21 protein-coding genes and 2 pseudogenes are annotated in these 24,798 nt (G+C 67.9%); 11 read left to right on the top strand and 12 right to left on the bottom strand.

Features of this window, described 5'->3' with window-relative positions; genetic code table 11:
* Positions 1-13: 13 nt before the first annotated feature.
* From ACNR9W_RS03325 to hslO, 5 genes are read right to left on the bottom strand one after another with little or no spacing between them, the layout of a single operon-like run.
* Positions 14-1,237 carry a class I SAM-dependent RNA methyltransferase gene (locus ACNR9W_RS03325; RefSeq protein ID WP_419270397.1) on the bottom strand — a complete coding sequence of 408 codons (1,224 nt, stop codon included), beginning with the start codon at positions 1,235-1,237 and terminating at the stop codon, positions 14-16.
* Positions 1,234-3,078, bottom strand: coding sequence for an ABC transporter ATP-binding protein (locus ACNR9W_RS03320; RefSeq protein WP_419270399.1), 1,845 nt, complete (start codon positions 3,076-3,078; stop codon positions 1,234-1,236). The genes ACNR9W_RS03325 and ACNR9W_RS03320 overlap by 4 nt, the downstream gene beginning before the upstream one ends.
* A complete protein-coding gene (locus ACNR9W_RS03315; RefSeq protein ID WP_419270401.1) occupies positions 3,075-4,235 on the bottom strand; it encodes a CCA tRNA nucleotidyltransferase in 1,161 nt (386 codons plus the stop codon). The genes ACNR9W_RS03320 and ACNR9W_RS03315 overlap by 4 nt, the downstream gene beginning before the upstream one ends.
* Positions 4,232-4,825 carry an NUDIX hydrolase gene (locus ACNR9W_RS03310; protein WP_419270403.1) on the bottom strand — a complete coding sequence of 198 codons (594 nt, stop codon included), beginning with the start codon at positions 4,823-4,825 and terminating at the stop codon, positions 4,232-4,234. Before ACNR9W_RS03310 ends, ACNR9W_RS03315 begins: the two co-directional genes overlap by 4 nt.
* A complete protein-coding gene (gene hslO, locus ACNR9W_RS03305; protein ID WP_419270405.1) occupies positions 4,822-5,844 on the bottom strand; it encodes an Hsp33 family molecular chaperone HslO in 1,023 nt (340 codons plus the stop codon). The genes ACNR9W_RS03310 and hslO overlap by 4 nt, the downstream gene beginning before the upstream one ends.
* A 160-nt stretch (positions 5,845-6,004) precedes the next feature.
* On the opposite strand from hslO, the gene ACNR9W_RS03300 reads away from it, so the two are divergent.
* Complete coding sequence (locus ACNR9W_RS03300; protein WP_419270407.1) at positions 6,005-6,445, top strand: NUDIX hydrolase; 441 nt, start codon at positions 6,005-6,007, stop codon at positions 6,443-6,445.
* Between the two features lie 12 nt (positions 6,446-6,457).
* Here ACNR9W_RS03300 and ACNR9W_RS03295 read toward each other — a convergent pair whose 3' ends face one another.
* Both ACNR9W_RS03295 and ilvA read right to left on the bottom strand, forming a co-directional pair.
* A complete protein-coding gene (locus ACNR9W_RS03295; protein ID WP_419270409.1) occupies positions 6,458-7,747 on the bottom strand; it encodes a PP2C family protein-serine/threonine phosphatase in 1,290 nt (429 codons plus the stop codon).
* Between the two features lie 97 nt (positions 7,748-7,844).
* Positions 7,845-9,092, bottom strand: coding sequence for a threonine ammonia-lyase IlvA (ilvA, locus tag ACNR9W_RS03290; protein WP_419270410.1), 1,248 nt, complete (start codon positions 9,090-9,092; stop codon positions 7,845-7,847).
* A 151-nt stretch (positions 9,093-9,243) separates the two neighbouring features.
* On the opposite strand from ilvA, the gene ACNR9W_RS03285 reads away from it, so the two are divergent.
* Complete coding sequence (locus ACNR9W_RS03285) at positions 9,244-10,473, top strand: argininosuccinate synthase (RefSeq protein WP_419270502.1); 1,230 nt, start codon at positions 9,244-9,246, stop codon at positions 10,471-10,473.
* Complete coding sequence (gene mog, locus ACNR9W_RS03280; protein WP_419270412.1) at positions 10,470-11,006, top strand: molybdopterin adenylyltransferase; 537 nt, start codon at positions 10,470-10,472, stop codon at positions 11,004-11,006. Before ACNR9W_RS03285 ends, mog begins: the two co-directional genes overlap by 4 nt.
* Before the next feature lie 18 nt (positions 11,007-11,024).
* On the opposite strand, the gene ubiG is transcribed toward mog, so the two are convergent.
* Positions 11,025-11,756: a bifunctional 2-polyprenyl-6-hydroxyphenol methylase/3-demethylubiquinol 3-O-methyltransferase UbiG gene (gene ubiG, locus ACNR9W_RS03275; protein WP_419270414.1), complete on the bottom strand. Its 732-nt coding sequence runs from the start codon at positions 11,754-11,756 to the stop codon at positions 11,025-11,027.
* A gap of 49 nt (positions 11,757-11,805) precedes the next feature.
* Between ubiG and pip the strand changes: the two genes are divergently transcribed.
* From pip to infB, 7 genes and pseudogenes are all read left to right on the top strand, one after another.
* A complete protein-coding gene (gene pip, locus ACNR9W_RS03270) occupies positions 11,806-12,810 on the top strand; it encodes a prolyl aminopeptidase (protein ID WP_419270416.1) in 1,005 nt (334 codons plus the stop codon).
* Positions 12,807-13,271, top strand: a complete 465-nt coding sequence (gene tspO / locus ACNR9W_RS03265; protein ID WP_419270417.1) for a tryptophan-rich sensory protein TspO — start codon at positions 12,807-12,809, stop codon at positions 13,269-13,271. Before pip ends, tspO begins: the two co-directional genes overlap by 4 nt.
* 178 nt (positions 13,272-13,449) lie before the next feature.
* Complete coding sequence (gene rimP / locus ACNR9W_RS03260; RefSeq protein ID WP_419270504.1) at positions 13,450-14,073, top strand: ribosome maturation factor RimP; 624 nt, start codon at positions 13,450-13,452, stop codon at positions 14,071-14,073.
* A gap of 3 nt (positions 14,074-14,076) precedes the next feature.
* Positions 14,077-15,759: a transcription termination factor NusA gene (nusA, locus tag ACNR9W_RS03255; protein WP_419270419.1), complete on the top strand. Its 1,683-nt coding sequence runs from the start codon at positions 14,077-14,079 to the stop codon at positions 15,757-15,759.
* A 22-nt stretch (positions 15,760-15,781) separates the two neighbouring features.
* Positions 15,782-16,402: an RNA-binding protein gene (locus ACNR9W_RS03250; RefSeq protein ID WP_419270421.1), complete on the top strand. Its 621-nt coding sequence runs from the start codon at positions 15,782-15,784 to the stop codon at positions 16,400-16,402.
* 8 nt (positions 16,403-16,410) lie between these two features.
* A pseudogene (locus ACNR9W_RS03245) lies at positions 16,411-16,882 on the top strand (translation initiation factor IF-2 associated domain-containing protein); the annotation flags it as partial.
* Between the two features lie 116 nt (positions 16,883-16,998).
* Positions 16,999-18,963 (top strand): annotated as a pseudogene (gene infB, locus ACNR9W_RS03240) (translation initiation factor IF-2); the annotation flags it as partial.
* A 175-nt stretch (positions 18,964-19,138) separates the two neighbouring features.
* Here infB and ACNR9W_RS03235 read toward each other — a convergent pair.
* The 4 genes from ACNR9W_RS03235 to ACNR9W_RS03220 form a co-directional block, all read right to left on the bottom strand.
* Positions 19,139-19,267: a hypothetical protein gene (locus ACNR9W_RS03235; RefSeq protein ID WP_419270422.1), complete on the bottom strand. Its 129-nt coding sequence runs from the start codon at positions 19,265-19,267 to the stop codon at positions 19,139-19,141.
* Between the two features lie 122 nt (positions 19,268-19,389).
* Positions 19,390-19,788, bottom strand: coding sequence for a (deoxy)nucleoside triphosphate pyrophosphohydrolase (locus ACNR9W_RS03230; RefSeq protein WP_419270424.1), 399 nt, complete (start codon positions 19,786-19,788; stop codon positions 19,390-19,392).
* Positions 19,785-21,038, bottom strand: coding sequence for a bifunctional glutamate N-acetyltransferase/amino-acid acetyltransferase ArgJ (gene argJ, locus ACNR9W_RS03225; RefSeq protein WP_419270426.1), 1,254 nt, complete (start codon positions 21,036-21,038; stop codon positions 19,785-19,787). Before argJ ends, ACNR9W_RS03230 begins: the two co-directional genes overlap by 4 nt.
* Positions 21,038-21,880 (bottom strand): peptidylprolyl isomerase, encoded by an 843-nt coding sequence (locus tag ACNR9W_RS03220; protein ID WP_419270428.1) that lies wholly within the window; start codon positions 21,878-21,880, stop codon positions 21,038-21,040. Before ACNR9W_RS03220 ends, argJ begins: the two co-directional genes overlap by 1 nt.
* 206 nt (positions 21,881-22,086) lie before the next feature.
* On the opposite strand from ACNR9W_RS03220, the gene secA reads away from it, so the two are divergent.
* Complete coding sequence (gene secA, locus ACNR9W_RS03215; protein WP_419270430.1) at positions 22,087-24,798, top strand: preprotein translocase subunit SecA; 2,712 nt, start codon at positions 22,087-22,089, stop codon at positions 24,796-24,798.

The raw sequence follows: 24,798 nt of genomic DNA, 5'->3' as shown, positions 1-24,798 counted from the left end.
CGCCCGGCCCTGCCTAGCTTCGCCTAAAATCCGCCACTATTTCGACATGTGGGGAAAAGCGGAACTGGTCGACCACCCAGAGCCCCTCCAGCCGATATCCTGCATCGGCCAGAATCCGCGCATCCCTTGCGAAATTGACCGGATCGCAGGCCACGAAGGCTACCACCGGCACCCCTGCGGCGGCCAGTTGCCGGACCTGCGCCTCGGCCCCCGACCGTGGCGGATCTATCACGACAGCGTCAAAAGAGCGCAGCTCGTCGGGCAACAGCGGGCGCCGGGCCAGATCGCGCAGCTCGGTCGTGACCGCGTTCAGGCCGGTGGTGCCCCGCCAGGCCGAATCAAGCGCCGCCAGCGGCGCGGCAAGCCCCTCGACCGCATGGATCCGCGCGCCCTCCGCCAGGGGAAGGGAGAAGGTGCCGCAGCCCGAGAAGAGGTCCAGGACATTTCGGGCGCCCCCCACCGTCTGCCGCACCGCTGCCAGCAGCGCGGCCTCCCCTTCGGCCGTGGCCTGCAGGAAAGCGCCGGGGGGCGGGATGACCCGCGCCCTGCCCATCGGCAGGGCGGGCGCGCGGCGCGTGATCGACTGCCCGTCCCAGTCCAGCCGGGCCAGGTCGCCTTCCTCGGCCAGGGCCGCCAGCGCCTGGAACAGCGCCGCATCCATCGGCTTGCCGCCCCGGACCGCTAGGTCCAACCCCGCCGGCCCATGGATCACCGTGATGTCCAGTTCGGCCGCGCGCGAGGCCCCCGCCATTACGATCCTGCGCAGCAGCGGCAGTGCCGCGGTGATCTGGGGACGCATCACCTGGCATTCGGCCAGATCGACGATCACCTCCGAGGCGCGGGCGTGAAAGCCCACCAGCGCGCCCTTCTTGGTCCGGCGCCCCGACAGCACGGCCCGCCTGCGCGACTGCAGGGGCGAGACATGGACCTGCGGCACGGGGGCGGCAATGCCCTGCGCCGCCAGCGCGGTTTCGACCACCTGCCGTTTCCAGGCGGTGATGAAGACATCCGAGGCATGCATCAGCGAACAGCCCCCGCAGACGCGGTAATGGCCGCAGATCGCCCGCACCCGGTCGGGCGACGGGGTGACGATGCGGGGCGCGCCGATGCGGCCGTCGGCGGCCTCGCCTTCCACCACCTCTCCCGGCAGGGTTAGCGCGGCCAGCGCGCGGCCCGCCTCGCCCTGCGCGACGCCGTCGCCCTTGCGGCCCAGCCGCTCGATCACCCACCGGCTCATTCGGCGGCCTCCTCGGTGCCCAGAAAGCCCCCGGATTGCCGCGACCAATAGCGGGCATAACGCCCGCCGCGGGCCAGCAATTCGTCATGGGCGCCCTGCTCGACGATCTGCCCGTCCTCCATCACGATGATCCGGTCCAGTTCGGCAATGGTGGACAGGCGATGCGCGATGGCCAGAACGGTCTTGCCCCGCATGGCGCGGGTCAGCGCCTCCTGAACCTGCGCCTCGACCTCGCTGTCCAGGGCGCTGGTCGCCTCGTCCAGGACCAGGATGGGCGCGTCCTTGAGGAAGGCGCGGGCCAGCGCGATCCGCTGGCGCTGGCCGCCCGACAGCTTGACGCCGCGTTCGCCCAGATGCGCGTCGTAGCCCGTCCGCCCCGCATGGTCGCGCAGCGTCAGGATGAAGTCATGCGCCTCCGCCGCCCGGGCGGCGGCAACGATCTCGGCCTCGGTCGCGCCGGGCCGGCCATAGAGGATGTTGTCGCGGGCCGAGCGGTTGAACATCGCGGTTTCCTGCGTGACCATCGCGATCTGGCGGCGCAGGCTTTCCTGCGTGACCTCGCGCAGGTCGTGGCCGTCGATGCGGATGCCCCCCCGCTCGACATCGTAAAGCCGCAGCAGCAGCGCGACCATCGTCGACTTGCCGGCCCCCGACGCGCCGACGATGCCGATCTTTTCGCCCGCCGCCACCTGCAGGACCATGTCGCGGATGCCGCCCTCGGTCCGGCCATAGGCAAAATCGACATGGTCGAACTCGATCCGGCCGCGGACCCGGTCCAGCACCCGGGCGCCATGCCGGTCGGTCAGCGCATGGGGCGGAGACAGGGTCTTCATTCCGTCCTCGACCTCGCCGATATTGCCCCACATCCCCATCAGCGCCATGCTGACCCACCCGGTCATCTGGCTGAGACGCATGGCGATCGCGCCAGAGGCCGCCACGTCGCCCACGCTGGCCGCGCCCTGGCGCCACAGCATGATCGTGCCGCCGACCAGGATCACCGGCAGGATGCCGGCCACGACCATCAGCGACAGCCGGAACCAGGTCGAGACGACGCCGAAATCCAGCGCACGTTCCCGGAACCCCGCCATGGCGCCCAGCGCCGCCTGATCCTCGTGATCGGCATGGGCGAACAGCTTGACCGTCTTGATGTTGGTGATCGTGTCGACCACCTGCCCGGTCACGTTGGCACGGGCCGAGGCGCGCGCCCCCGACTTGGCGCGGATCCGGGGCAGGAAGAACCGGATCAGGAAGAAATAAGCCGCCAGCCAGACCAGCAGCGCCACCGCGCCCCAGCCATCCACGGCCAGCAGGAAGGCCGCCGACCCGATGACCGAGGCCAGCGCGAAGGCCACCACGTTCACCATCTCAGACGCGACATCGGTGACCGCCCGCGCGGTCTGCATCTGCTTTTGCGCCAGACGTCCGGCGAAATCATTGTCGAAGAAGGTCACCGCATGGCCCATCGTCCAGCGGTGCAGCCGCGACAGGACCAAGGGCAGGATGTTCGGCCCGATGATCACGTTCGAACTGGCCGTCGACAGGCCAAAGATCGCCGGGCGGATCAGCAGGAAAAAGCCCGCAAACAGCAGGACCGATCCCCAGTTCTGCTCCCAGAAGCTGCCGGGGGGGCTGGAGGCGACGGCATCCACCACCATCCCCAGCAGCATCGCCGAGACGACATCGGCCGCCCCGCCCAAGGCCGAGGCGACGGCGGCGAAACCCAGCCCCTTCCAGGCGCCCGACAGGCACCAGCGGAAGAAGGCCAGCAGCGTCGCGGGCGGTGCGCCGTCGGCGGGGCGAAAGGCATCGACCATGCGTCCAAAGCGGGAATGCAGGCTCATGGCGTCTCCTCCTGGGCCAGCAGGGCCATGTCGATCAGCGCGGGGGCGGGCAGTGAAAAGCCCGAGGCGATCCAGGCCGCCTCGGCCGCCTTGAGCCCGCGGCCAAGGGCGGGCCCCGTCAGCGGCGCCAGATCGGCCGCGGCGACGGGAAGGGTGGCGGCGGCCGCAGTGTCGATCCGATCGCGCCAGCCTTCGGGCAGCGGATGGCCAAGGGCCGCCCGCAGCAGGGCGTGATGCACCCCGAGTTCAGGCCCGAGCCGATAGGCGGCCTCGTCCAAAGACCAGCCCTTGGCCTGCGCCTCGCGCAGCCTGTCCTGAACGCGCGCCTCGGCCCGCGACAGGCGCAGCGCTTCGCCGCAATCGGTGGGGGACAGTGCCGCCAGGCGGCGCGGCCAAGCCGGCGGCAGCCCGTTTTCGACCGCCAGCAGCGCAGCCAGCGCATCGGGCCGGGCATCCGGCAGGACCATTGGCAGGACGCCCGTCTCCTCCATCAGCGCCACGGCAGGGCCGGGATCGGCAGCATCCAGCAGCTTCCTCATCTCGGCCCCGATCCGCTCGCGCGCAATGCGGGCCAGCCCCTGACGATGGGCGGCACAGGCTGTCACCGCCCGCGGATCGGCCTGCCGCCCATAGCGCGCCAGGAACCGGAAAAAGCGCAGGATCCGCAGGTAATCCTCGCGGATACGCTGGTCCGGATCACCCACGAAGCGCAGGCGCCGCGCCCACAGGTCCGGCAGCCCACCCATCGGGTCGATGACGCGGCCGGCGGAATCGGCGTAAAGGGCGTTGATCGTGAAATCGCGGCGCGCGGCATCCTCGGCCAGGTCGGCCGAAAAGGCGACGACGGCATGGCGTCCGTTGGTGCTGACATCGCGGCGGAAGGTCGTCACCTCAAAGCCGCGGCGCGCGGCCACGACCGTCACGGTGCCGTGGTCGATCCCGGTCGGCACCGGCCGCAGGCCCGCCGTCTTGGCCAGCGCGACCGTCTGTTCGGGCGTGGCATCGGTGGCGATGTCGATATCGTCCACGGCCTCGCCCAGCAGGGCGTTTCGGACCGCGCCACCGACCAGATAGGCACGATTGCCCTGCGCCTGCAGCGCCCGCAACACCTGCTGCAGCGCATCGTCGGACAGGATCTGGTCGGGCAGCCGGGTCACGGATGCAACCTGCGCGCCAGGCCCAGCAGGATCCGCGCAGTGGCGCCCCAGAGGTAGTAGGGGCCGAAGGGGGCCGCGTGATAGCTGCGCCATCCGCCGCGCCAGCGCCGCCGCTCGATCCGGTAGCGGGAGGGATCGGCGACATGGCCGAAGGGCAGGAAGAACGCCTCCTCGACCTCGCCAGCCTCGGGGACGGGAATATAGGCGCCGTCGATCACGCCCAGAACCGGAGTGACGGAAAAGCCAGTGACCGTCCGATGCGGCGGAAGACAACCCAGCAGGCGCACCTGCGCGGGGTCCAGCCCCACCTCCTCGCGCGCCTCGCGCAGGGCGGCGGCGACGGCATCGGCATCGCCCGGTTCGACCTTGCCGCCCGGCAGCGCGATCTGACCCGGATGATGGCGCAGGCCCGAGCCGCGCTTGGTCAGCAGCAGCCGGCCATCCTCGGCGCGAAAGGCCGCCAGCACCCCCGCCGGACGCAGCGGCGCCTCCGGCGGGGACACTTCGGGGTTCAGGTCATAGTCCGAACTGGGCCCGGCCGCCGTCCGCAGCGCATCGCGCAGCCGGGCCTCGGACCAGTCGCCGGTCACTCGGCCGCCTTGTCGCTGCTGTCCAGCGGTTGCCCCTCGGCGTCGATCGTCGCCTCGAAGCCCAGGCTGCGCGGATCGAACTCGTAATGCGCGCCGCAGAACTGGCAGTCCGCGGTCACGATCCCGGCCTCGGTCGTCATATGGGCGATGTCCTTAGCCGAATAGATCGACAGCGTGTTACGCACCCGGTCGGCGGTGCAGGAACAGCCGAACTCCACCCGCTGCGCCTCGAAGACGCGGGGAGCTTCCTCATGGAACAGGCGCAGCAGCAGGTCGGTGGGGCCAACCGTGGGGCCGATCAGCTCCAGCGTCTCGACCGTGTCCAGCAGGATGTTCGCCCGGTTCCAGTCCTCGGATTCTGCACCCTGCAGGATGTCGGCCGCGGCGATCAGCCCGCCCTCGCCCGTCCCGCCTTCGGCCGGCATCATGGGCTGCGCGGGCAGCGTCTGCAGCATCACGCCGCCGGCGCGCCAATGCGGCCCCTCGCCCGCGACATGGGACAGGCCCGAGGACAGCTGGAACCGCGAGGGCAGCTGTTCGGACTGCGCGAAATAGGCCTGCGCACAGGCCGCAAGCGACCCGCCCGCCAGGGGCGTGATCCCCTGATAGGGGGTGCTGCCGGATCCCTGATCGATCAGAATGGCGAAATATCCCTCGCCGATCTGCTCGAAAGGCGTGCGGCCGTCCAGACGCTCGGGGTCGAAGCTGGCCCAGGCCCGGATGCGGGCGGGCGCGTCGTCGGTTTCGGGGGCGAAGTAATCCGCCGCGATGGTGCGCACGGCACCGTTCCCCCGCACCTGCAGGCTCAGCTTCCAGCGCAGCTTGATGGTCGGCCCGATCAGCGCCGTCAGCAGCGCCACCTCGGCCACCAGGGCGCTGACGACAGGCGGGTAATCGTGGCGCGACAGGACATGATCCAGCACGCCGTCCAGCCGCACGACGCGGCCGCGGATGTCCGAACGGTCCAGTTGGAAGGGCAGGATGGTGTCATCCCAGGCGATCTGGTTGATCTTGTTCATCTGTGATCCTTGAAGTCGCGGGGGCGCCGAGGGGGGGTCGGGCCGGGTTGCGCCCAATATAGGGGATTTCCCGGCGATCCCAAGGGGGCCCGCGCGGCCGGTGGCTTCCGCCGCGGCGCGCGGCAGGCTATGACCCGGGCATTGACAGGGAGGTGCCGGCATGACCCCGCGCTTTGGACAACCGCCGCTTGAGGGGCGCCGCTATCGCCGCAGGCCCGGCGCCTATGCCATCCTGTGGCGCGACGGGCAGGTGCTGCTGACCCATCAGCAGGCGCCGGTTCCCGAATATCAGCTTCCCGGCGGGGGCGTCGATCCCGGCGAATCCTCCTTGGCCGCGCTGCACCGCGAGGTGGCGGAGGAGACCGGCTGGAGCATCGGCGCGCCCCGGCTGCTGGGCAGCTACCGGCGGTTCTGCTACATGCCCGATTACGACATGCATGCGGAAAAGCTGTGCCTGATCTGGACGGCGCGGCCCGTCCTGCGCCGCGGCGATCCGACTGAGCCGGGCCATAGCGCGCACTGGATGACCCCGCGGCAGGCGCTGTCGGCGCTGGTCGATCCCGGATCGCGTCACGCGCTGCGCATGTGGATGTCCCGCTGAAGGGTCGCGGCCCTAGTCGCCCATGCGGATCAGCTTGCCTTCGCCCCGGAACTCGACAAGCACCGCGGACATGTCGTCCAGCCGCTCGCCCCGGCAATATTCCGACACCGACCAGGCCATCGATTCAAGGAAGGAATGCCCGTTGAGGAAGGCGTTGGTGCGCATTACCGCCTCCAACCCCTCGTTGCCCAGTTGCCGGCCACTCGGGGTTTCCGCCTCGGTGATGCCGTCCGAGGTGATCAGCAGGCGGTCGCCCGGCCCGAGCGTCAGATCGATTTCATCGAAGAGGGCATTTTCAAAGACCCCGATCGGCATGCCGCCGCGACCCAGATGGGTGATGGCCCCATCGGCGCGCTGCAGGACCGGGTGTGGGTGGCCAGCCTGGACCATCCGCAGGTGGCCGGTGACGTAATTCAGTTCGCCATAGATCATGGTGAAGTAGCTGTCGGTGTTCATCTCCTCCAGCATCATGTTGTTGAAGAAATGGGCCAGGGCCACCGGCCCTGCCGCATCCGCCCCGCTTTGCGCCCCGCGCAGCGCGACGTTCTGGTCCGACGAGCCCGACAGATGCACCGAGAGCTGCGCCGTCAGCAGCGCCGCCGTGACGCCATGGCCCGACACGTCCAGCGCATAAAGCCCGATGCGGTCCGCGCCGATGGGGAAGAACCCGACGAGGTCGCCACCGATATGGCCGGCCGGACGCAGAAGCAGGCTGATCTCGGCCGGACCGAAACGGCCCGACCTTTCCCGGACCAGGCCCTGCTGCAGCTTGCGGGCCTCCCGCAGGTCGCGCTCGATGGCGGCCTGCGTCTCGCTCAGCTGCGCCAGCGCCTGCCGCAGCTGGACGTTGCTGGCGCGCAGCTCCTCCTCGATGCGCAGGATGCGTTCGCCGGCCGCCAGCCGGGCCATCAGTTCCTGCGGCAGGATCGGCAGCGCCAGAAAATCATCCGCCCCGGCGTCCAGGCCTTCCTTGATGTCCGTGTCGTCCTTGCCCTCCGCCAGCAGCACCAGGTAGCCATAGCTGGCGCGCTGCAGCTTGCGGAAGGCGGCGCAGAATTCGGGCCCCGACATGCCCGGCATGGCCCAGTCCGACAGGATCAGGTCGGGCGACAGCTGTGCGCAAAGTGCCAGCGCCTCGGTCCCGTCGCGGGCCTCGGCCACCAGGTAGCCGCCCCGCCGCAGCATGGCCGAGACCGACCTGCGGCGCGCGGCGTTGCCGGCCACCAGCAGCACCGTCCGGCGCGGAGGCGGCGGGGCATCGGAAGATTTGGACGGGGGACGGGTACGATTCGCGGGTTTCATGACCTGATCTCTAGCGCCACCGGCCTAAAGATCAGGTAAATCCGAATACAGCAGACAATTAAAGTTCAACGCATGAGGGGCATGACGCCCCCCTGCGTCAGACCAGCAACTCGGACAAAATCCCGTCATTGGTGATGTCGCGATAGGCAAAGCCCGACCGGTCCAGCCGCGTCATCAGCGCGGTCAGGTTGGCCGGTGCCGAGGTTTCGATCCCGATCAGCACCGAGCCGAAGTTGCGCGCCGATTTCTTGAGATATTCAAAGCGCGCAATGTCGTCCTGCGGGCCCAACAGATCCAGGAAATCGCGCAAGGCGCCAGGGCGCTGCGGCATGCGCAGGACGAAGTACTTCTTCAGGCCCTGGAAGCGTTGGGCGCGTTCCTTGACCTCGGGCAGGCGCTCGAAGTCGAAATTGCCGCCCGAACAGACCGCGACCACCGTCTTGCCCGACAGATCGCCCAGGTCGCCCAGCACGTCCAGCGCCAGTGCGCCCGCGGGTTCCAGCACAACGCCTTCGGTGTTCAGCATCTCCAGCATGGTGCGGCAGATGCGGTCCTCGGGGGCCAGGAACACGTCGGCTGGCGCAAAGCACGACAGTGCCTCGAAGGGCAGCGCGCCGATGCGGGCCACGGCGGCGCCGTCGACGAAGCTGTCCACAGCGGGCAGCGCGACCGGCGCGCCCGCCTCCAGCGCGGCCTTGAGGCTGGCGCCGCCCAGGGGTTCGGCAAAGGCAAAACCTGCTTCGGGCGCCTCGGCCTGCAGATACCGGGTGACACCGGCCGACAGCCCGCCACCGCCGACCGGCAGCACGACCAGGTCCGGTGCGCGGCCTAGTTGGGCCAGCATTTCGAGGGCGACGGTCGCCTGCCCCTCGATCACGTCGGGCGCGTCGAAGGGCGACAGGAACTGCGCGCCCTGCGCGACGCAGAACTCCTGCGCGGCGGCCAGGGTCTGGTCGAAATAGTCGCCCGTCAGCACGATCTCGATCGCGTCGCCGCCAAAGACGCGGGTCTTGTCGATCTTCTGCTTGGGGGTGGTCACCGGCATGAAGATCGTGCCGCGCGCACCGAAATGGCGGCAGGCATAGGCCACGCCCTGCGCATGGTTGCCGGCACTGGCGCAGACGAAATGCGCCTGCGCACCCTGCCCCGGCGTCACCAGCTTGCGCATGGCATTGAAGGCGCCGCGCAGCTTGTAGCTGCGCACGGGCGTCAGATCCTCGCGCTTGAGCCAAATGTCGGCGCCGTATTTGGCGGACAGATGATCGTTGCGCTGCAACGGGGTAGGCTCGAACAGGTCGCGAAGCGCGGCCTCGGCCTGGCGGACGGAGGCGACAAAATTTTCCATGCCCCGCCCATGCCGCGAAAGCGTCGAATAAGCAAGCCTTCGCAAGGTGCAGGGGCGGCCCCGGGCGGCCCCGCGGCCAATCGGTCCTGCGCCCTTGTGACACCGGAGAAATGGCCGTATTCCCCCGGAAACTTCGATGAAGGGTTACCGCATGTCCGACGCGCCGAAAAAAGTGGTCCTGGCCTATTCCGGGGGCCTCGACACCTCGATCATCCTGAAATGGCTGCAGACCGAATACGGCTGCGAGGTGATCACCTTCACGGCCGACCTGGGCCAGGGCGAGGAACTGGAGCCGGCGCGCGCCAAGGCCGAGATGCTGGGCATCGCGCCCGAGAACATACACATCCTCGACGTGCGCGAGGAATTCGTGCGCGACTTCGTCTTCCCGATGTTCCGCGCCAATGCGCTCTACGAGGGGCTCTATCTGCTGGGCACGTCGATCGCGCGGCCGCTGATCTCTCAGCACCTGGTGCGGATCGCGCAGGAACATGGCGCGGATGCGGTGGCGCATGGCGCGACCGGCAAGGGCAACGACCAGGTCCGGTTCGAACTGTCGGCCTATGCGCTGGACCCGTCGATCAAGGTGATCGCGCCCTGGCGCGAATGGGACCTGACCAGCCGCACCAAGCTGATAGAGTTCGCGGAAAAGAACCAGATCCCCATCGCCAAGGACAAGCGCGGCGAGGCGCCTTTCAGCGTGGACGCGAACCTGCTGCACACCTCGTCCGAGGGGAAGGCGCTGGAGAACCCGGCCGAGGCCGCGCCCGACTATGTCTATCAGCGCACCGTGAACCCCGAGGATGCGCCGAATACGCCCGAATTCATCGAGGTGACCTTCGAGAAGGGCGATGCGGTGGCGATCAACGGCGAGGCCATGTCGCCCGCCACGATCCTGACCCGGCTGAACGAGCTGGGCGGCCGGCACGGCATCGGCCGGCTGGATTTCGTGGAAAACCGTTTCGTCGGCATGAAGTCGCGCGGCATCTATGAAACCCCCGGCGGCACGGTCCTGCTGGAGGCCCATCGCGGGATCGAGCAGATCACCCTGGACAGCGGCGCGGGCCATCTGAAGGATTCGATCATGCCGCGTTACGCGGAGCTGATCTATAACGGCTTCTGGTTCAGCCCCGAGCGCGAGATGCTGCAGGCGCTGATCGACAAGTCGCAGGAGCATGTGACCGGCACGGTGCGGCTGAAGCTCTACAAGGGTCTGGCGACCTGCGTGGGCCGCTGGTCGGATCATTCGCTGTACAGCGAGGCGCATGTGACCTTCGAGGACGATGCCGGTGCCTATGACCAGAAGGACGCGGCGGGATTCATCCGCCTGAACGCGCTGCGCCTGAAGCTGATCGCCAACCGCAACGCCCGCGTGGCGAAATGACGGACGGGGCCGCCCGCATCGCCATCGTCACCGTCAGCGACCGGGCGTCGCGCGGCGAATACGAGGACAAGGGCGGCCCCGGCGCCGAAGCCTGGCTGCGCGAGGTCATCACCTCGCCGATGCAGATCGATCGTCACATCATCCCCGACGGCCGCGACATCGTGGCCGCCAAGCTGCGCGAACTGGCCGATGGCGACACGGACCTGATCCTGGTCACCGGCGGCACCGGTCCCGCGCCACGCGACCTGACCCCCGAGGCCGTGGCCGATGTCATGGACAAGGAACTGCCCGGTTTCGGTGAGGAGATGCGCCGCGCCTCGCTGCGCGAGGTCCCGACCGCGATCCTGTCGCGCCAGACCGCCGCGATCCGCGGGCAGAGCCTGATCATCACCATCCCGGGCAAGCCTTCGGCCATCGCCACCTGCCTGAACGCGGTCTTTGCCGCCGTCCCCTATTGCCTGGACCTGATGGGCGCCGCCCGGATCGAGACCGACCCGGCCAGGATCGCGGCTTTCCGGCCGAAATCCTCCTGATCCGGGCAGGCGCGAGGATTATCCCCGACGCGCCGTCATGATGTAGTTCACCGACAGGTCGCGATCCGACAGGCGCCAGCCGAAGGTCAGCGGGTTGAAAACCATTCCCCGCCGATCGACCACCACCAGCCCCGCCGCATGCGCCTTGGCCGCAAGCTCATCGGGCGTGATGAAGCGGTTCCAGTCATGGGTGCCGCGCGGCAGCCAGCGCATGATCCATTCCGCCCCCAGGATCGCCGCGCCAAAGCTGCGGGCGGTGCGGTTCAGCGTGGACAGGATCACCAGGCCGCCGGGGCGCACAAGCCGCTGGCAGGTGGCGATGAAGGCGGCCGGGTCCGCCACATGCTCGACGATCTCCAGCGCCAGCACCACGTCGAAGACTTCGCCCGCGTCGGCCAACGCCTCGGCGGTCGTGGCGCGGTAATCGACCGCCAGCCCCTGCTGATCGGCATGGACCCGGGCGACGGCGATATTGCCCTCGGCGGCATCGGCGCCGACCACCTCGGCCCCAAGCCGCGCCATCGGCTCGGCCACCAGCCCGCCGCCGCAGCCGATGTCCAGGACGCGCAGTCCTTGAAAGGGCCGCAGGTCGCGGCGGTCGCGCCCGAATTCCACCGCCACCTGCGTCGCGATTAAGTCCAGCCGCAGCGGGTTCATCAGGTGCAGCGGGCGGAACTTGCCCTTGGGGTCCCACCATTCGGCGGCCATGGCCTCGAACTTGGCGATCTCGGCGGGGTCGATGCTGCTCATGCGGGCGGTCCTTCTGGCGGGCGGCGTCAACTGGCCTTATACTGGCAGGATGGACCGATTGGCAGGACAAATCTCCGCGTCACATGGCCGCCTTCACCCGGCGGCCGAACCCTTTGCGCGGCACATGATCGAGGTGGGCGACGGCCACAGCCTCTATGTCGAGGAATGCGGCAACCCCGAGGGACGTCCCGTCCTGGTGTTGCACGGCGGGCCGGGGGGCGGCTGCAGTCCCTTCATGCGGCGCTTTTTCGACCCCGCGCATTACCGCGTGGTGCTGTTCGACCAGCGGGGCTGCGGGCGGTCCCGTCCGACCGCCGCGGTCCATGCCAACACCACGCCGCACCTGATCGCCGACATCGCCCTGATCCGCGACCACCTGGACATTCCGCGCTGGCTGCTGTTCGGCGGCAGCTGGGGCGCCACGCTGGCCCTGGCCTATGCGCAGGCCCACCCCGATCACGTCACCGGCCTGATCCTGCGCGGCGTCTTTCTGGGCACCCAGGCCGAACTGGACTGGTTCTATGGCGGGGGCGCCGCGCGCTTCTTTCCCGACCTCTGGGCGCAGTTCCAAGAGCCGATCCCGCAGGCCGAGCGCCATGACATGATCGGCGCCTATCACCGCAGGCTGTTCGACAGCGACCTGGGGCGGCAGGCGCGCTTTGCCCAGCCCTGGCTCATGTGGGAAAACGCGCTGGCGGGGCTGCAATCCTCGGCCGTCAGCCACGCGCCCGCGGAATATGCCCGCGCCTTTGCCCGGTTGGAGAATCACTATTTCACCCATGGCTGCTTTCTTCAGGAAGGCCAGCTGCTGCGCGACCGCCACCGCATCCAGCACCTGCCCGCCGTCATCGTGCAGGGCCGCTATGACATGGTCTGCCCCCCCGCCAGCGCCCATGCGCTGGCCCAGGACTGGAAGGACTGCGACCTGCGGCTGGTCCCGGCCTCGGGCCATGCCCTGTCCGAACCACGCATCACCGCGGAATTGGTCACGGTCATGGATATGATCCGCGACGATGACCGCAACCGCGACCGCAGCCGGACCCCCGCCAGATGAGCCTGAACCTGTTCCTGATCTTCATCCTTGCCAGCGCCGCCGCCGCCGCGACCGGCGTGATCTTTCGCCCGGGCGCCTGGTATGACGGGCTGCGCAAGCCCGGCTTCACACCCCCGAAATGGGCCTTTCCCGTGGCCTGGAGCGCGATCTACCTGCTGTCGGCCATGGCCGCCGCGCGCGTGGCGCCCCTGCCCGGCGCCGGGTTGGCGCTGGCGCTGTGGGCGGCGCAGATCGCCCTGAACACGCTGTGGACGCCGGTCTTTTTCGGGGCACGGCAGATCGCCCTGGGGATGGTCGTCATCGCGACGCTGCTGGTCACGGTCGCCAGCATGACCGTCACCTTCTGGCAGCTGGACGGGCTGGCCGGGCTGATGCTGCTGCCCTACCTGGCCTGGCTTTGCGTGGCGGCGGGGCTGAACTGGCGCATCTGGCGCGACAACCCCGGCGCGGCGGGGCGCTGAGTCCGCTTGCAATGGCGGGCCACCGGCGCTATATGCCACATCAACAGCGGTGCAGGCGTCCAAACCCTGCCCACCGGAACTTCCGCATGGGGCCCGCTGACGGCCCCTTTTTCATGTCCGAAAGGATCCCATGTCCGACGATCTGACCCCCGCGAACGATCAGCCCGCGACGCGTGACATGTCCGCGACGAACGACCTGATCGCCAAGACGCCCATCGACCGGCGCCTGGCCGAGATCATCGCCCCGGTGATCGAGGACTTGGGCTTCGAACTGGTGCGGGTCCGGCTGCAGGGCGGCAAGACCGCCACGCTGCAGATCATGGCCGACCGCCCCGAAGGCGGCATCAACGTGGACGACTGCGGCGACATCTCGACCGCCGTCAGCGCCACGCTGGATGTCGAGGACCCGATCGAGGACAATTATCACCTGGAGGTGTCCAGCCCCGGCATCGACCGGCCGCTGACGCGCCTGAAGGACTTTGCCACCTTCGAGGGCTACGAGGCGCGCATCGACCTGTCCCAGCCCATCGACGGGCGCAAGCGCTTCAAGGGCACGCTGGCGGGGGTCGAGGACCAGGAGATCCTGCTGAACATCGAGGACCAGGGTCAGACCCACACGATCGGCCTGCATTTCGACCTTTTGTCGGATGCGAAGCTGGTCCTGACGGACGAGCTGATCAAGGAAATGCTGCGTCAGAAGAAGGAAGCCGGGGTCGAGATCGACAACCTGGACGAAGCCGCCTTCGACGAGATCGAAACCGACGACAACGAAGGTGCCGACGGCACCGATTCCAAGGAGTGAGTGATGGCCATCACCTCTGCCAACCAGCTTGAACTGCTGCAGACGGCCGAAGCCGTTGCCCGCGAGAAAATGATCGAGCCCGAGCTGGTCATCGAAGCGATGGAGGACAGCCTCGCCCGTGCCGCCAAGTCGCGTTATGGCGCCGAGATGGACATCCGCGTCCGCATCGACCGCAAGACCGGCAACGCGACCTTTACCCGCGTCCGTACCGTCGTCGAGGACGAGGCGCTGGAGAATTACCAGGCCGAGTTCACCGTCGAGCAGGCCCGCCCCTATTTCGAGCGCCCGCGCGATCCGGCCAATGCCTGGGTCCGCGACGGGAAGCGGGTGGAGGACTTTGCCGGCCGTCCGCAGGTCGGCGACACCTTCCAGGAGCAGGTGCCCCCGGTCGAACTGGGCCGCATCGCCGCGCAGTCGGCCAAGCAGGTGATCCTGCAGCGCGTCCGCGAGGCCGAGCGCGACCGCCAGTACGAGGAATTCAAGGACCGCGCCGGCACCATCATCAACGGTGTCGTCAAGCGCGAGGAATACGGCAACATCATCGTCGACGTGGGCCGCGGCGAGGCGATCCTGCGCCGCAACGAGAAGATCGGCCGCGAAAGCTATCGCCCGAACGACCGCATCCGCGCCTATGTCAAGGACGTGCGCCGCGAGAACCGCGGTCCGCAGATCTTCCTGTCGCGCACCGACCCGCAGTTCATGGCCGAGCTGTTCAAGATGGAAGTGCCCGAGATCTATGACGGCGTCATCGAGATCAAGGCCGTGGCCCGCGACCCCGGTTCGCGCGCCAAGATCGCCGTGATCAGCTATGACAGCTCGATCGACCCGGTTGGCGCCTGCGTCGGCATGCGCGGCAGCCGCGTGCAGGCCGTCGTCGGCGAATTGCAGGGCGAAAAGATCGACATCATCCCGTGGAACGAGGACCAGGCGACCTTCCTGGTGAACGCCCTGCAGCCCGCAGAGGTCAGCAAGGTCGTCTTTGACGAGGAAGCCAACAAGATCGAGGTCGTCGTCCCCGACGAGCAGCTGTCCCTGGCGATCGGCCGTCGCGGCCAGAACGTGCGCCTGGCCAGCCAGCTGACCGGCCTGGACATCGACATCCTGACGGACGAGGAGGAATCCAAGCGTCGTCAGGCCGAGTTCAACAGCCGCACCGCCCTCTTCATGGAGGCGCTGGACCTGGACGAGTTCTTTGCCCAGTTGCTGGTGGCCGAAGGCTTCACGAACCTCGAAGAGGTCGCCTATGTGGACCAGGACGAGCTGCTGACCATCGACGGCGTTGACGAGGGCACCGCGGCCGAGCTGCAGGCCCGCGCCCGCGACGTGCTGGAGGCCAAGAACAAGGCCGCGCTGGAAGCCGCCCGCACGCTTGGCGCCGAGGACAGCCTCATTGAATTCGAGGGCCTCACTCCCCAGATGGTGGAGGCGCTGGCCAAGGACGGCATCAAGACGCTGGAAGACTTTGCCACCTGCGCCGACTGGGAACTGGCTGGCGGCTGGACCACGGTGAACGGGCAGCGCGTCAAGGACGAGGGTCTGCTGGAGCCTTTCGAGGTGTCCCTGGAAGAGGCGCAGACCCTGGTGATGACCGCGCGCGTGCTGCTGGGCTGGGTCGATCCCACCGAGCTGGAGCCCGAGGCCGACGGGGACGAACAGGACGACGACAACGAGGAGGCCGGGGTCTGAGCGCCCCGGTACTGTGCAAAGCTTGAGCCGTGGTGGACGTGACAAGGACCGGGACGACCCGGAACGCCGGTGCATCGTCACCGGCGAGGTGCAGCCCAAGCGCGGCCTGATCCGCTTTGTGATCGGCCCGGATGCGACGGTCGTGCCGGACCTGGCGGAAAAGCTGCCGGGTCGCGGCATCTGGGTGTCGGCGGATCGTTCGGCGCTGGACAAGGCTGCGGCGAAGGGGCTGTTTTCCCGCGCCGCGCGTGCGCCGGTGACGGTGCCGCCGGGGCTGACTGATCTGGTCGAGACCGGGGTGGCGCGCCGCGTCACGGACCTGGTGTCGCTGGCGCGCAAGACCGGCAAGGCCGTGGCGGGCTTCGAGAAGGTCAAGGGCTGGCTGGCCGAGGGGCGCGCCAAGGTGCTGCTTCAGGCCAGCGACGGGTCGGATCGCGGCAAGGGCAAGCTGTGGACGCCCACCGGCGGACGCTGGTTCGGCTGCCTGACCGCATCAGAATTGGGTTTGTCCTTTGGGCGCGATCATGTCATACACGGCGCGCTTGCGAAGGGTGGCCTGACGGACAAGGTAATCTTGGAAGCCGGTAGACTGACGGGTCTGCGCGGGCATGACGACGGCAATGCGGCCGTCGGGAAGGAATGAAGACGCAGATGAGCGACAAAGACGGAAAATCGACTTTGGGACTGGGCGGCAGCGGCCGCTCGGGACAGGTCAAGCAAAGCTTCAGCCACGGCCGCACCAAAAGCGTCGTCGTCGAAACCAAGCGCAAGCGCGTCGTGGTGCCCAAGGCAGCCGCGCCGATGACGGATGCCCAGAAAGAAAAGAACCCGCTGACCGCGCGCATGGCCGGCGATCCCTCCAAGCGTCCCGCCGGCATCTCCGATGCCGAGATGGAGCGCCGCCTGAAGGCCCTTGCCGCCGCCAAGGCACGCGAGGCCGATGACGCCGCCAAGCGCCTGGCCGATGAAAAGGCCCGCGAGGAGGAGCGTGAGCGCCGCCGCGCCGAGATCGAGGCGAAGGCCCGCGAGGAGCGAGAGCGCGAGGAGGCCCAGAAGGCCAAGGCCATCGCCGAGGCGAATGCCATCCAGGACGCCGCCGACGAGGCCCGCCGCAAGGCCGAGCCGCGCCAGGAACGTCCCAAGCCCACGGCTACCGCCAAGCCCGAGACCCCCGATCAGGCCTCGATCGAGGCTGCCGCCTCGCGCGCCGAGACCAAGGGCGTGTCGGCCGGCGTCGCCCGCAAGACCGAGCGCGCCTCGGATCGTCCCGATCGCGACAAGGCTGCCAAGGCCAAGACCGACGACAACCGCCGCGGCGGCAAGCTGTCGCTGAACCAGGCGCTGAACGGCGAAGGCGGCCGCCAGCGCAGCATGGCGGCGATGAAGCGCAAGCAGGAACGCACCCGCCAGAAGGCGATGGGCCAGTCGGCCCGTGCCGAAAAGCAGTTCCGCGAAGTGCGCCTGCCTGAAACCATCGTGGTGCAGGAGCTGGCCAACCGCATGACCGAACGCGCCGCCGACGTGGTCAAGGCGCTGATGAAGATGGGCATGATGGTCACCGCCAACCAGCCCATCGACGCCGACACCGCCGAACTGGTGATCGAGGAATTCGGCCACAAGGTTCTGCGCGTCAGCGACAGCGACGTGGAACAGGTCATCGCCGCAACGGCTGATCGGGACGAGGATCTGCAGCCGCGCCCGCCGATCATCACGATCATGGGCCACGTGGACCACGGCAAGACCTCGCTGCTGGACGCGATCCGCAAGGCCAATGTCGTGTCGGGCGAGGCCGGCGGCATCACCCAGCATATCGGCGCCTATCAGGTGACGACCGAGAGCGGCGCCGTGCTGTCCTTCCTGGACACGCCGGGCCACGCGGCCTTCACGTCGATGCGGGCCCGTGGCGCGCAGGTGACGGACATCGTGGTCTTGGTCGTCGCGGCGGATGATGCCGTGATGCCCCAGACCGTCGAGGCCATCAATCACGCCAAGGCGGCCAATGTGCCGATGATCGTAGCGATCAACAAGATCGACAAGCACGCGGCCGACCCGCAGAAGGTCCGCACGGACCTGCTGCAGCATGAGGTGGTCGTCGAGGCCATGTCCGGCGACGTGCAGGATGTCGAGGTTTCGGCCAAGACCGGCCTGGGCCTGGACAACCTGCTGGAGGCCATCGCCCTGCAGGCGGAGGTCATGGAACTGCGCGCGAACCCGAACCGGGCCGCACAGGGCGCGGTGATCGAGGCGCAGCTGGACGTGGGCCGTGGCCCTGTCGCCACTGTCCTGGTCCAGCACGGCACCCTGCGTCGCGGTGACATCTTTGTCGTGGGCGAGCAGTGGGGCAAGGTCCGTGCCCTGATCAACGACCAAGGCGACCGCGTCGAGGAGGCTGGCCCCTCGGTCCCGGTCGAGGTTCTGGGCCTGAACGGCACCCCCGAGGCCGGCGACGTGCTAAACGTGGTCGAGACCGAGGCCCAGGCCCGCGAGATCGCCGAGTTCCGCGCCCAGCAGACCAAGGACAAGCGCGCCGCAGCCGGTGCCGCGACCACGCTGGAGCAGATGATGGCCAAGGCCAAGGCGGACGTGAACGTGTCCGAACTGGCGGTGGTCCTCAAGGCCGACGTGCAGGGTTCGGCCGAGGCGATCGTGCAGGCCTTGGAAAAGGTCGGCAACGACGAGGTCCGCGTGCGCGTGCTGCATTACGGTGTGGGTGCGATCACCGAATCCGACATCGGCCTGGCCGAGGCATCGGGTGCCCCGGTCATCGGCTTCAACGTCCGGGCCAACGCGCCCGCCCGCAATGCCGCCAACCAGAAAGGGGTCGAGATCCGCTATTACTCGATCATCTACAACCTGGTGGACGACATCAAGGCGGCCGCATCCGGCATGCTGTCCAACGAGATCCGCGAAAACTTCATCGGCTATGCGACGATCAAGGAGGTCTTCAAGGTCACCGGCATCGGCAAGGTCGCCGGCTGCCTCGTCACCGAGGGCGTGGCCCGCAGGTCCGCTGGCGTCCGTCTGCTGCGCGAAAACGTCGTGGTCCACGAGGGCACGCTGAAGACGCTCAAGCGCTTCAAGGACGAGGTGAAGGAAGTCCAGTCCGGCCAGGAATGCGGCATGGCCTTCGAGAACTACGAGGATATCCGCCCGGGCGACGTCATCGAGATCTTCGAACGCGAAGAGGTCGAACGGACGCTGTAAGGCATCTGCAAGTGAACCAAAGGGCGGCCGATCTGGCCGCCCTTTTTCATGCGCGGATGCGTTCGGGGTCCGTGACCTTCCCCTATGGCATCGCCTCATGAAAAAGGGCGGCCCCTCGGGGCCACCCTTTTTGTTATGCGCCGTTCCTGCTGTGCTCCCGTAGCAGCAGAGCGGCTCAGGCCCCGATGGGTTTTCCTTCGAAGGTGCGATCGCCGACACGGACAAGGATATTGCCGTTGGCCACTGCGCCTGCAAAGAAACCCTGGATCGAGATGTAGCTTCCAATCGAGATGGTGCGAATCATGTCAAGCCCTCCTCTGCGCCATGATCTATGCTAGTCATGAAATGGTTAAAAAAGCGCTCTCAACCCGTTCAGCTAGGCGCTTTTCGGGCAGGATCGCAACGCAAAGCGTAAAATCTGCGACGTTATAGCCACATTTGCAGGATGGGAATCAGCGGTATGTCCGCCGCGGGCATGGGGTAATTGCGCAAATCAGAGGCACGTGCCCAAGCCAGTCGCTGGCCCTCGCGCGGCTGCACGATTCCCTGCCACTTGCGGCAGGCGTAAAGCGGCATCAGCAGGTGAAACGATTCGTAGGCATGGCTGGCGAAGGTCAGCGGCGCAAGGCAGCTGTTCCAGGTCTCAATGCCCAGCTCCTCATGCAGCTCGCGGATCAGCGCGGCTTCCGGCGTCTCTCCGGGCTCGACCTTGCCCCCGGGAAACTCCCATAACCCGGCCATCGCCTTGCCCTCGGGGCGCTGTGCCAGAAGCACCCGCCCGTCGGGATCGATCAGCGCGACGGCCGATACCAGCACCATGTTCACGAACGGTAATCCGCGTTGATGTCGATATAGCCATGCGTCAGGTCGCAGGTCCACACGGTCCGTGCGCCCTGCCCCAGCCCCAGATCGACGGCGATCCGCAGCTCGGCGTTCTTCATGTAGGCGCTGGCGGCGGCCTCGTCATAGGCGGGCGCGCGCCAGCCGTTCTCGGCCAGCACCATGTCGCCGAACCGGATGGTCAGCCGGTCACGGTCGGCTTCGGCCCCCGACTTGCCCACCGCAGCCACGATGCGGCCCCAGTTGGCGTCCTCGCCCGCGATGGCGGTCTTGACCAGGGGCGAATTGGCGATGGACATCGCGACCCTGTGGGCATCGGCATCCGAGGTCGCGCCGGTGACGGCGACCTCGACGAATTTCGTGGCCCCCTCGCCGTCGCGCACGACCAGATGGGCCAGCTCGCGCATGACGCCGTGCAGCGCCTCGACAAAGGCGCGCCCGGCGGGGCCTTGCAGCTCGGTGATCGGGGCAGCCTTGGCCCGCCCGGTCGCCGCCAGGATCAGCGCGTCCGAGGTCGAGGTGTCGCTGTCCACCGTGATGGCGTTGAAGGTGCTGTCCAGGCCCGACGACAGCGCCTGCTGCAATAGGTCGGCCGGCACCGCCGCGTCGGTGAAGACATAGACCAGCATCGTGGCCATGTCGGGGGCGATCATCCCCGAACCCTTGGCGATCCCGGCGATCCGGATGGGACCGCCCTCGCCGTCGATCACGACCGCCGCGCCCTTTGGAAAGGTGTCGGTGGTCATGATGGCCCGGGCGGCATCGGCCGCGCCGTTGTCCTGAAGCCCCGCCACCAGATCATCCACCACCGCCAAGACGCGATCATGGGGCAGCGGCTCTCCGATGACGCCGGTCGAGGAGGAAAAGACCCGCCCCTGCGGCAGGTCCAGGGCCCGGGCCACGGCGCCCGTGACCGCATCCACCGACTCCTGCCCCCGCGCGCCGGTGAAGGCATTCGCGTTGCCCGAATTGATGATGATCGCGGCCCCCTGCGGGGCCTCGCCGCCCTGCGCCAGCTTGGCCTGGTTGTCCAGCACGCAGGCCGCCCGGGTCGAGGAACGCGTGAAGGCGCCCGCCACCGTGCTGCCCGGCGCGATGCGGATCAGCGTCACGTCGGTGCGGCCCTGGTACTTGATGCCGGCCGCCGCGCTGGCGAATTCGACGCCCTCGATCACCGGCAGGTCGGGAAAGGCGGCAGGCGCCAGGGGGGAGACGGGAAGTCCGGCCTTGCCCATCACTTGGCCTCCAGCAGGTCGGTGTCGTTCATCCGCGTGGGATCAAGGCCCTCGGTCTTCTTGACCTCGGCTTCGCCAACCAGGCGCTCGATCTCGGCCTCGACCTTCTCGCGGCGGACAATCTGGGCCACCTGCTCGCGCACCTCGGCCAGGGGCGGGGCTTCACGCAGGCGGGTCTCGTTCAGCTTGATCACGTGCCAGCCGAACTCGGTCTGGACAGGATCCGAGACCGAACCGGGCTTCATCGCGGCGACGGCCTCGGCAAAGGGCGCGACCATCTGATCGGCTGCGAACCAGCCCAGGTCGCCCCGGTTCGGACCCGAGGGGCCGGTCGAATGCTGTTCGGCCAGGTCGCCGAAATCGGCGCCGCCGTCCAACTCCGTCTTGATCGACGCGGCCTCCTCCTCGGTCTCGACCAGGATATGGGCGGCATTGAATTCCGGGACCGCCTCGGCTGTGCCGAACAGCCGGTCATAGGTCGCCTGCAGCTCGGCATCCGACGGCTCCAGACCGGCCACCTGGGACACGGCGGCGGTGGCCAGCGTGTTGCGGCGCATCAGTTCCACCTGCGCACGCACGCCGGCCGTTTCCTCGGCGGCGGCGGCCACGGCGGTCTGGCGGATCAGCTGGTCCAGCATCATGTCCCAAAGCGCCTGGTCGGGCAGGTTGGCCATGGCGGGGTCCTGGACGGACTGCTTCATGACGATCATCTGGCCCAGGGTGATCTCCTGTCCGCCGACCGTGGCGACCACGGTGTCGGCGCCCTCGCCCTGGGCAAAGGCGGGCGCGGACAGCATCGGCACCGCGATCAGCGCGGCTGCCAGAAACGACGGTCTGAACATGGATGGTCCTTTGCAGATCAGGGCGCGCGCCCCTGCGGGACCGGGCCAACATTGACAGTCAGGCGGGCGAAGCCTACATCCGCAGACAATCCGTGGAAGGCGCCGCCGCCGCGTTCGTTCAGGCCCCTGATACGGCAATGCGAGCGGTGCGGGCAAGTGGGCCGCAGGCGACCTGCCTTTCGCAACAACGTGATGGCGAAGGTAATATGATCGGTAATCTGGCAAAGATGGTCTTTGGCACGCCCAACGACCGCAAGGTCAAGGGCACTCGGCCGCTTGTGGCGCGCATCAATGCGCTGGAAGAGCAGTTCAAGGCGCTGAGCGATCAGGGTCTGATCGACAAGACCCGGGAATTCCAGGCCCGCGTGGCTCAGGGCGAGGATCTGGACGATATCCTGCCCGAGGCCTTCGCCAACTGCCGCGAGGGTGCCCGCCGCGCCCTGGGCCTGCGCGCCTTCGACGTGCAGCTGATGGGCGGGATCTTCCTTCACGAAGGCAACATCGCCGAGATGAAGACCGGCGAGGGCAAGACCCTGGTCGCGACCTTCCCCGCCTATCTGAACGCGCTGTCGGGCAAGGGCGTGCATGTCGTCACCGTGAACGATTACCTGGCCAAGCGCGACGCGGAATGGATGTCCAAGGTCTATGCCCAGCTGGGCATGACCTGCGGCGTGGTCGTTCCCTTCCAGCCCGAGGGCGAGAAGCGTCAGGCCTATGCCGCCGACGTGACCTATGCCACCAACAACGAACTGGGCTTCGACTACCTGCGCGACAACATGAAGGGCAGCGTGGCCGAGATGGTCCAGCGCGGCCACAATTTCGCGATCGTGGACGAAGTCGACAGCATCCTGATCGACGAGGCGCGGACGCCGCTGATCATTTCGGGGCCCAGCCAGGACCGGTCCGAGCTGTATCGCGTGCTGGACAAGTACGTCCCGATGCTGACCGACGAGCATTTCAAGCTGGACGAGAAGGCCCGCAACGCCACCTTCACCGAGGAAGGCAACGAGTTCCTGGAGACGCAGCTGCAGGCCGACGGCGTGCTGCCCGAGGGGCAGACCCTCTATGACCCGGAATCGACCACCATCGTCCACCACGTCAACCAGGCCCTGCGCGCCCACAAGCTGTTCCTGAAGGACCAGCACTACATGGTGCGCGACGGCGAGGTGATGCTGATCGACGAATTCACCGGACGCATGATGAAGGGCCGCCGCCTGTCGGACGGGTTGCACCAGGCGATCGAGGCCAAGGAAGGCGTCGAGATCCAGCCCGAGAACGTGACCCTGGCCTCGGTCACCTTCCAGAACTACTTCCGGCTTTACGGGCGCCTGGCCGGCATGACCGGCACCGCCTCGACCGAGGCCGAGGAATTCGCCGAGATCTACAAGCTGGGCGTGGTCGAGGTGCCGACGAACCGCGGCATTGCCCGCCTGGACGAACATGACCGCGTCTATCGCACCGCGGCCGAGAAATACGCCGCCGTCATCGAGGCGATCAAGGAGGCCCACGCGAAGGGGCAGCCGACCTTGGTCGGCACCACCAGCATCGAGAAATCCGAGATGCTGTCGGCGATGCTGCAAAAGGACGGTGTCCCGCACAACGTCCTGAACGCCCGCCAGCACGAGGCCGAGGCGCAGATCGTGGCCGATGCCGGCAAGCCCGGCGCGGTGACCATCGCCACCAACATGGCCGGCCGCGGCACCGACATCCAGCTGGGCGGCAATGTCGAGATGAAGGTGATGGACGCGCTGAACGCCGATCCCGACGCCAATCCCGACCAGCTGCGCGCGCAGATCGAGGCGGAACATGCCGCCGACAAGGAAAAGGTCCTGGCGGCGGGCGGCCTGTTCGTCCTGGGCACCGAGCGGCACGAAAGCCGGCGCATCGACAACCAGCTGCGCGGCCGTTCGGGCCGCCAGGGCGATCCGGGGCGGTCGCTGTTCTTCCTGTCGCTGGACGACGACCTGATGCGGATCTTCGGCTCGGAACGCTTGGACAAGGTCCTGTCGACGCTTGGCATGAAGGAAGGCGAGGCGATCGTGCACCCTTGGGTGAACAAGTCGCTGGAACGCGCCCAGGCCAAGGTGGAGGGCCGCAACTTCGACATCCGCAAGCAGCTGCTGAAGTTCGACGACGTGATGAACGACCAGCGCAAGGCCATCTTCGGCCAGCGCCGCGAGATCATGGAAAGCGACGAGGTCGGCGAGATCACCGCCGACATGCGCCACCAGGTCATCGACGACCTGGTCGAGGATTTCATGCCCGCCCGCAGCTATGCCGACCAATGGGACAGCGAGGGCCTGCAGGCCGGCGTGCGCGAGCGGCTGAACATGAACCTGCCGATCAAGGACTGGGCCGCCGAGGAAGGCGTCGACCAGGAGGCGATGCGCGAGCGGATCACCGAGGCGACCGACCGCTACATGGCGGACAAGGCGCAGGCCTTTGGCGCGCAGAACATGGTCCAGATCGAAAAGCAGGTCCTGTTGCAGATGATCGACCAGAAATGGCGCGATCACCTGCTGACGCTGGAGCACCTGCGTTCGGTCGTGGGCTTTCGCGGCTATGCGCAGCGCGATCCGCTGTCGGAATACAAGACCGAGGGCTTCCAGCTGTTCGAGACCCTGCTGGACAGCCTGCGCTTTGACGTGACGCAGCGGCTGGCGCAGATCCGTCCGCTGACCGAGGCCGAGCGCGAGGACATGCTGCGCCAGATGGCCCAGCAGCAGCAGGCGGCGCAGGAGCACCTGACGATGGAGCACGGACCCGAGCGGCAGTCGGACGACGATGCCGATCGTCCGGCGCCGCTGGTCCAGGGCTTTGACGAGAACGACCCCTCGACCTGGGGCACGCCCTCGCGGAACGATCCCTGCCCCTGCGGGTCGGGGAACAAGTTCAAGCACTGCCACGGCGCAATCTGA

The sequence above is a fragment of the Paracoccus sp. T5 genome (assembly GCF_048538155.2).
Taxonomy (GTDB): domain Bacteria; phylum Pseudomonadota; class Alphaproteobacteria; order Rhodobacterales; family Rhodobacteraceae; genus Paracoccus.
The sequence above is the reverse complement of the archived record's forward strand: the minus strand, read 5'-3'. Positions and strand labels throughout refer to the sequence as shown.

What these genes read in the sequence shown, in the direction of transcription:
- nusA (WP_419270419.1), top strand. Translation starts at nt 14,077, where the DNA reads ATGGCCATCACCTCTGCCAACCAGCTTGAACTGCTGCAGACGGCCGAA.
- ubiG (WP_419270414.1), bottom strand. Translation starts at nt 11,756, where the DNA reads ATGAGCAGCATCGACCCCGCCGAGATCGCCAAGTTCGAGGCCATGGCC.
- ACNR9W_RS03300 (WP_419270407.1), top strand. Translation starts at nt 6,005, where the DNA reads ATGACCCCGCGCTTTGGACAACCGCCGCTTGAGGGGCGCCGCTATCGC.
- hslO (WP_419270405.1), bottom strand. Translation starts at nt 5,844, where the DNA reads ATGAACAAGATCAACCAGATCGCCTGGGATGACACCATCCTGCCCTTC.
- ACNR9W_RS03295 (WP_419270409.1), bottom strand. Translation starts at nt 7,747, where the DNA reads ATGAAACCCGCGAATCGTACCCGTCCCCCGTCCAAATCTTCCGATGCC.
- ACNR9W_RS03320 (WP_419270399.1), bottom strand. Translation starts at nt 3,078, where the DNA reads ATGAGCCTGCATTCCCGCTTTGGACGCATGGTCGATGCCTTTCGCCCC.
- ACNR9W_RS03220 (WP_419270428.1), bottom strand. Translation starts at nt 21,880, where the DNA reads ATGTTCAGACCGTCGTTTCTGGCAGCCGCGCTGATCGCGGTGCCGATG.
- mog (WP_419270412.1), top strand. Translation starts at nt 10,470, where the DNA reads ATGACGGACGGGGCCGCCCGCATCGCCATCGTCACCGTCAGCGACCGG.
- argJ (WP_419270426.1), bottom strand. Translation starts at nt 21,038, where the DNA reads ATGGGCAAGGCCGGACTTCCCGTCTCCCCCCTGGCGCCTGCCGCCTTT.
- ACNR9W_RS03325 (WP_419270397.1), bottom strand. Translation starts at nt 1,237, where the DNA reads ATGAGCCGGTGGGTGATCGAGCGGCTGGGCCGCAAGGGCGACGGCGTC.
- ACNR9W_RS03235 (WP_419270422.1), bottom strand. Translation starts at nt 19,267, where the DNA reads ATGATTCGCACCATCTCGATTGGAAGCTACATCTCGATCCAGGGTTTC.
- tspO (WP_419270417.1), top strand. Translation starts at nt 12,807, where the DNA reads ATGAGCCTGAACCTGTTCCTGATCTTCATCCTTGCCAGCGCCGCCGCC.
- ilvA (WP_419270410.1), bottom strand. Translation starts at nt 9,092, where the DNA reads ATGGAAAATTTTGTCGCCTCCGTCCGCCAGGCCGAGGCCGCGCTTCGC.
- pip (WP_419270416.1), top strand. Translation starts at nt 11,806, where the DNA reads ATGGACCGATTGGCAGGACAAATCTCCGCGTCACATGGCCGCCTTCAC.
- rimP (WP_419270504.1), top strand. Translation starts at nt 13,450, where the DNA reads ATGTCCGCGACGAACGACCTGATCGCCAAGACGCCCATCGACCGGCGC.
- ACNR9W_RS03285 (WP_419270502.1), top strand. Translation starts at nt 9,244, where the DNA reads ATGTCCGACGCGCCGAAAAAAGTGGTCCTGGCCTATTCCGGGGGCCTC.
- secA (WP_419270430.1), top strand. Translation starts at nt 22,087, where the DNA reads ATGATCGGTAATCTGGCAAAGATGGTCTTTGGCACGCCCAACGACCGC.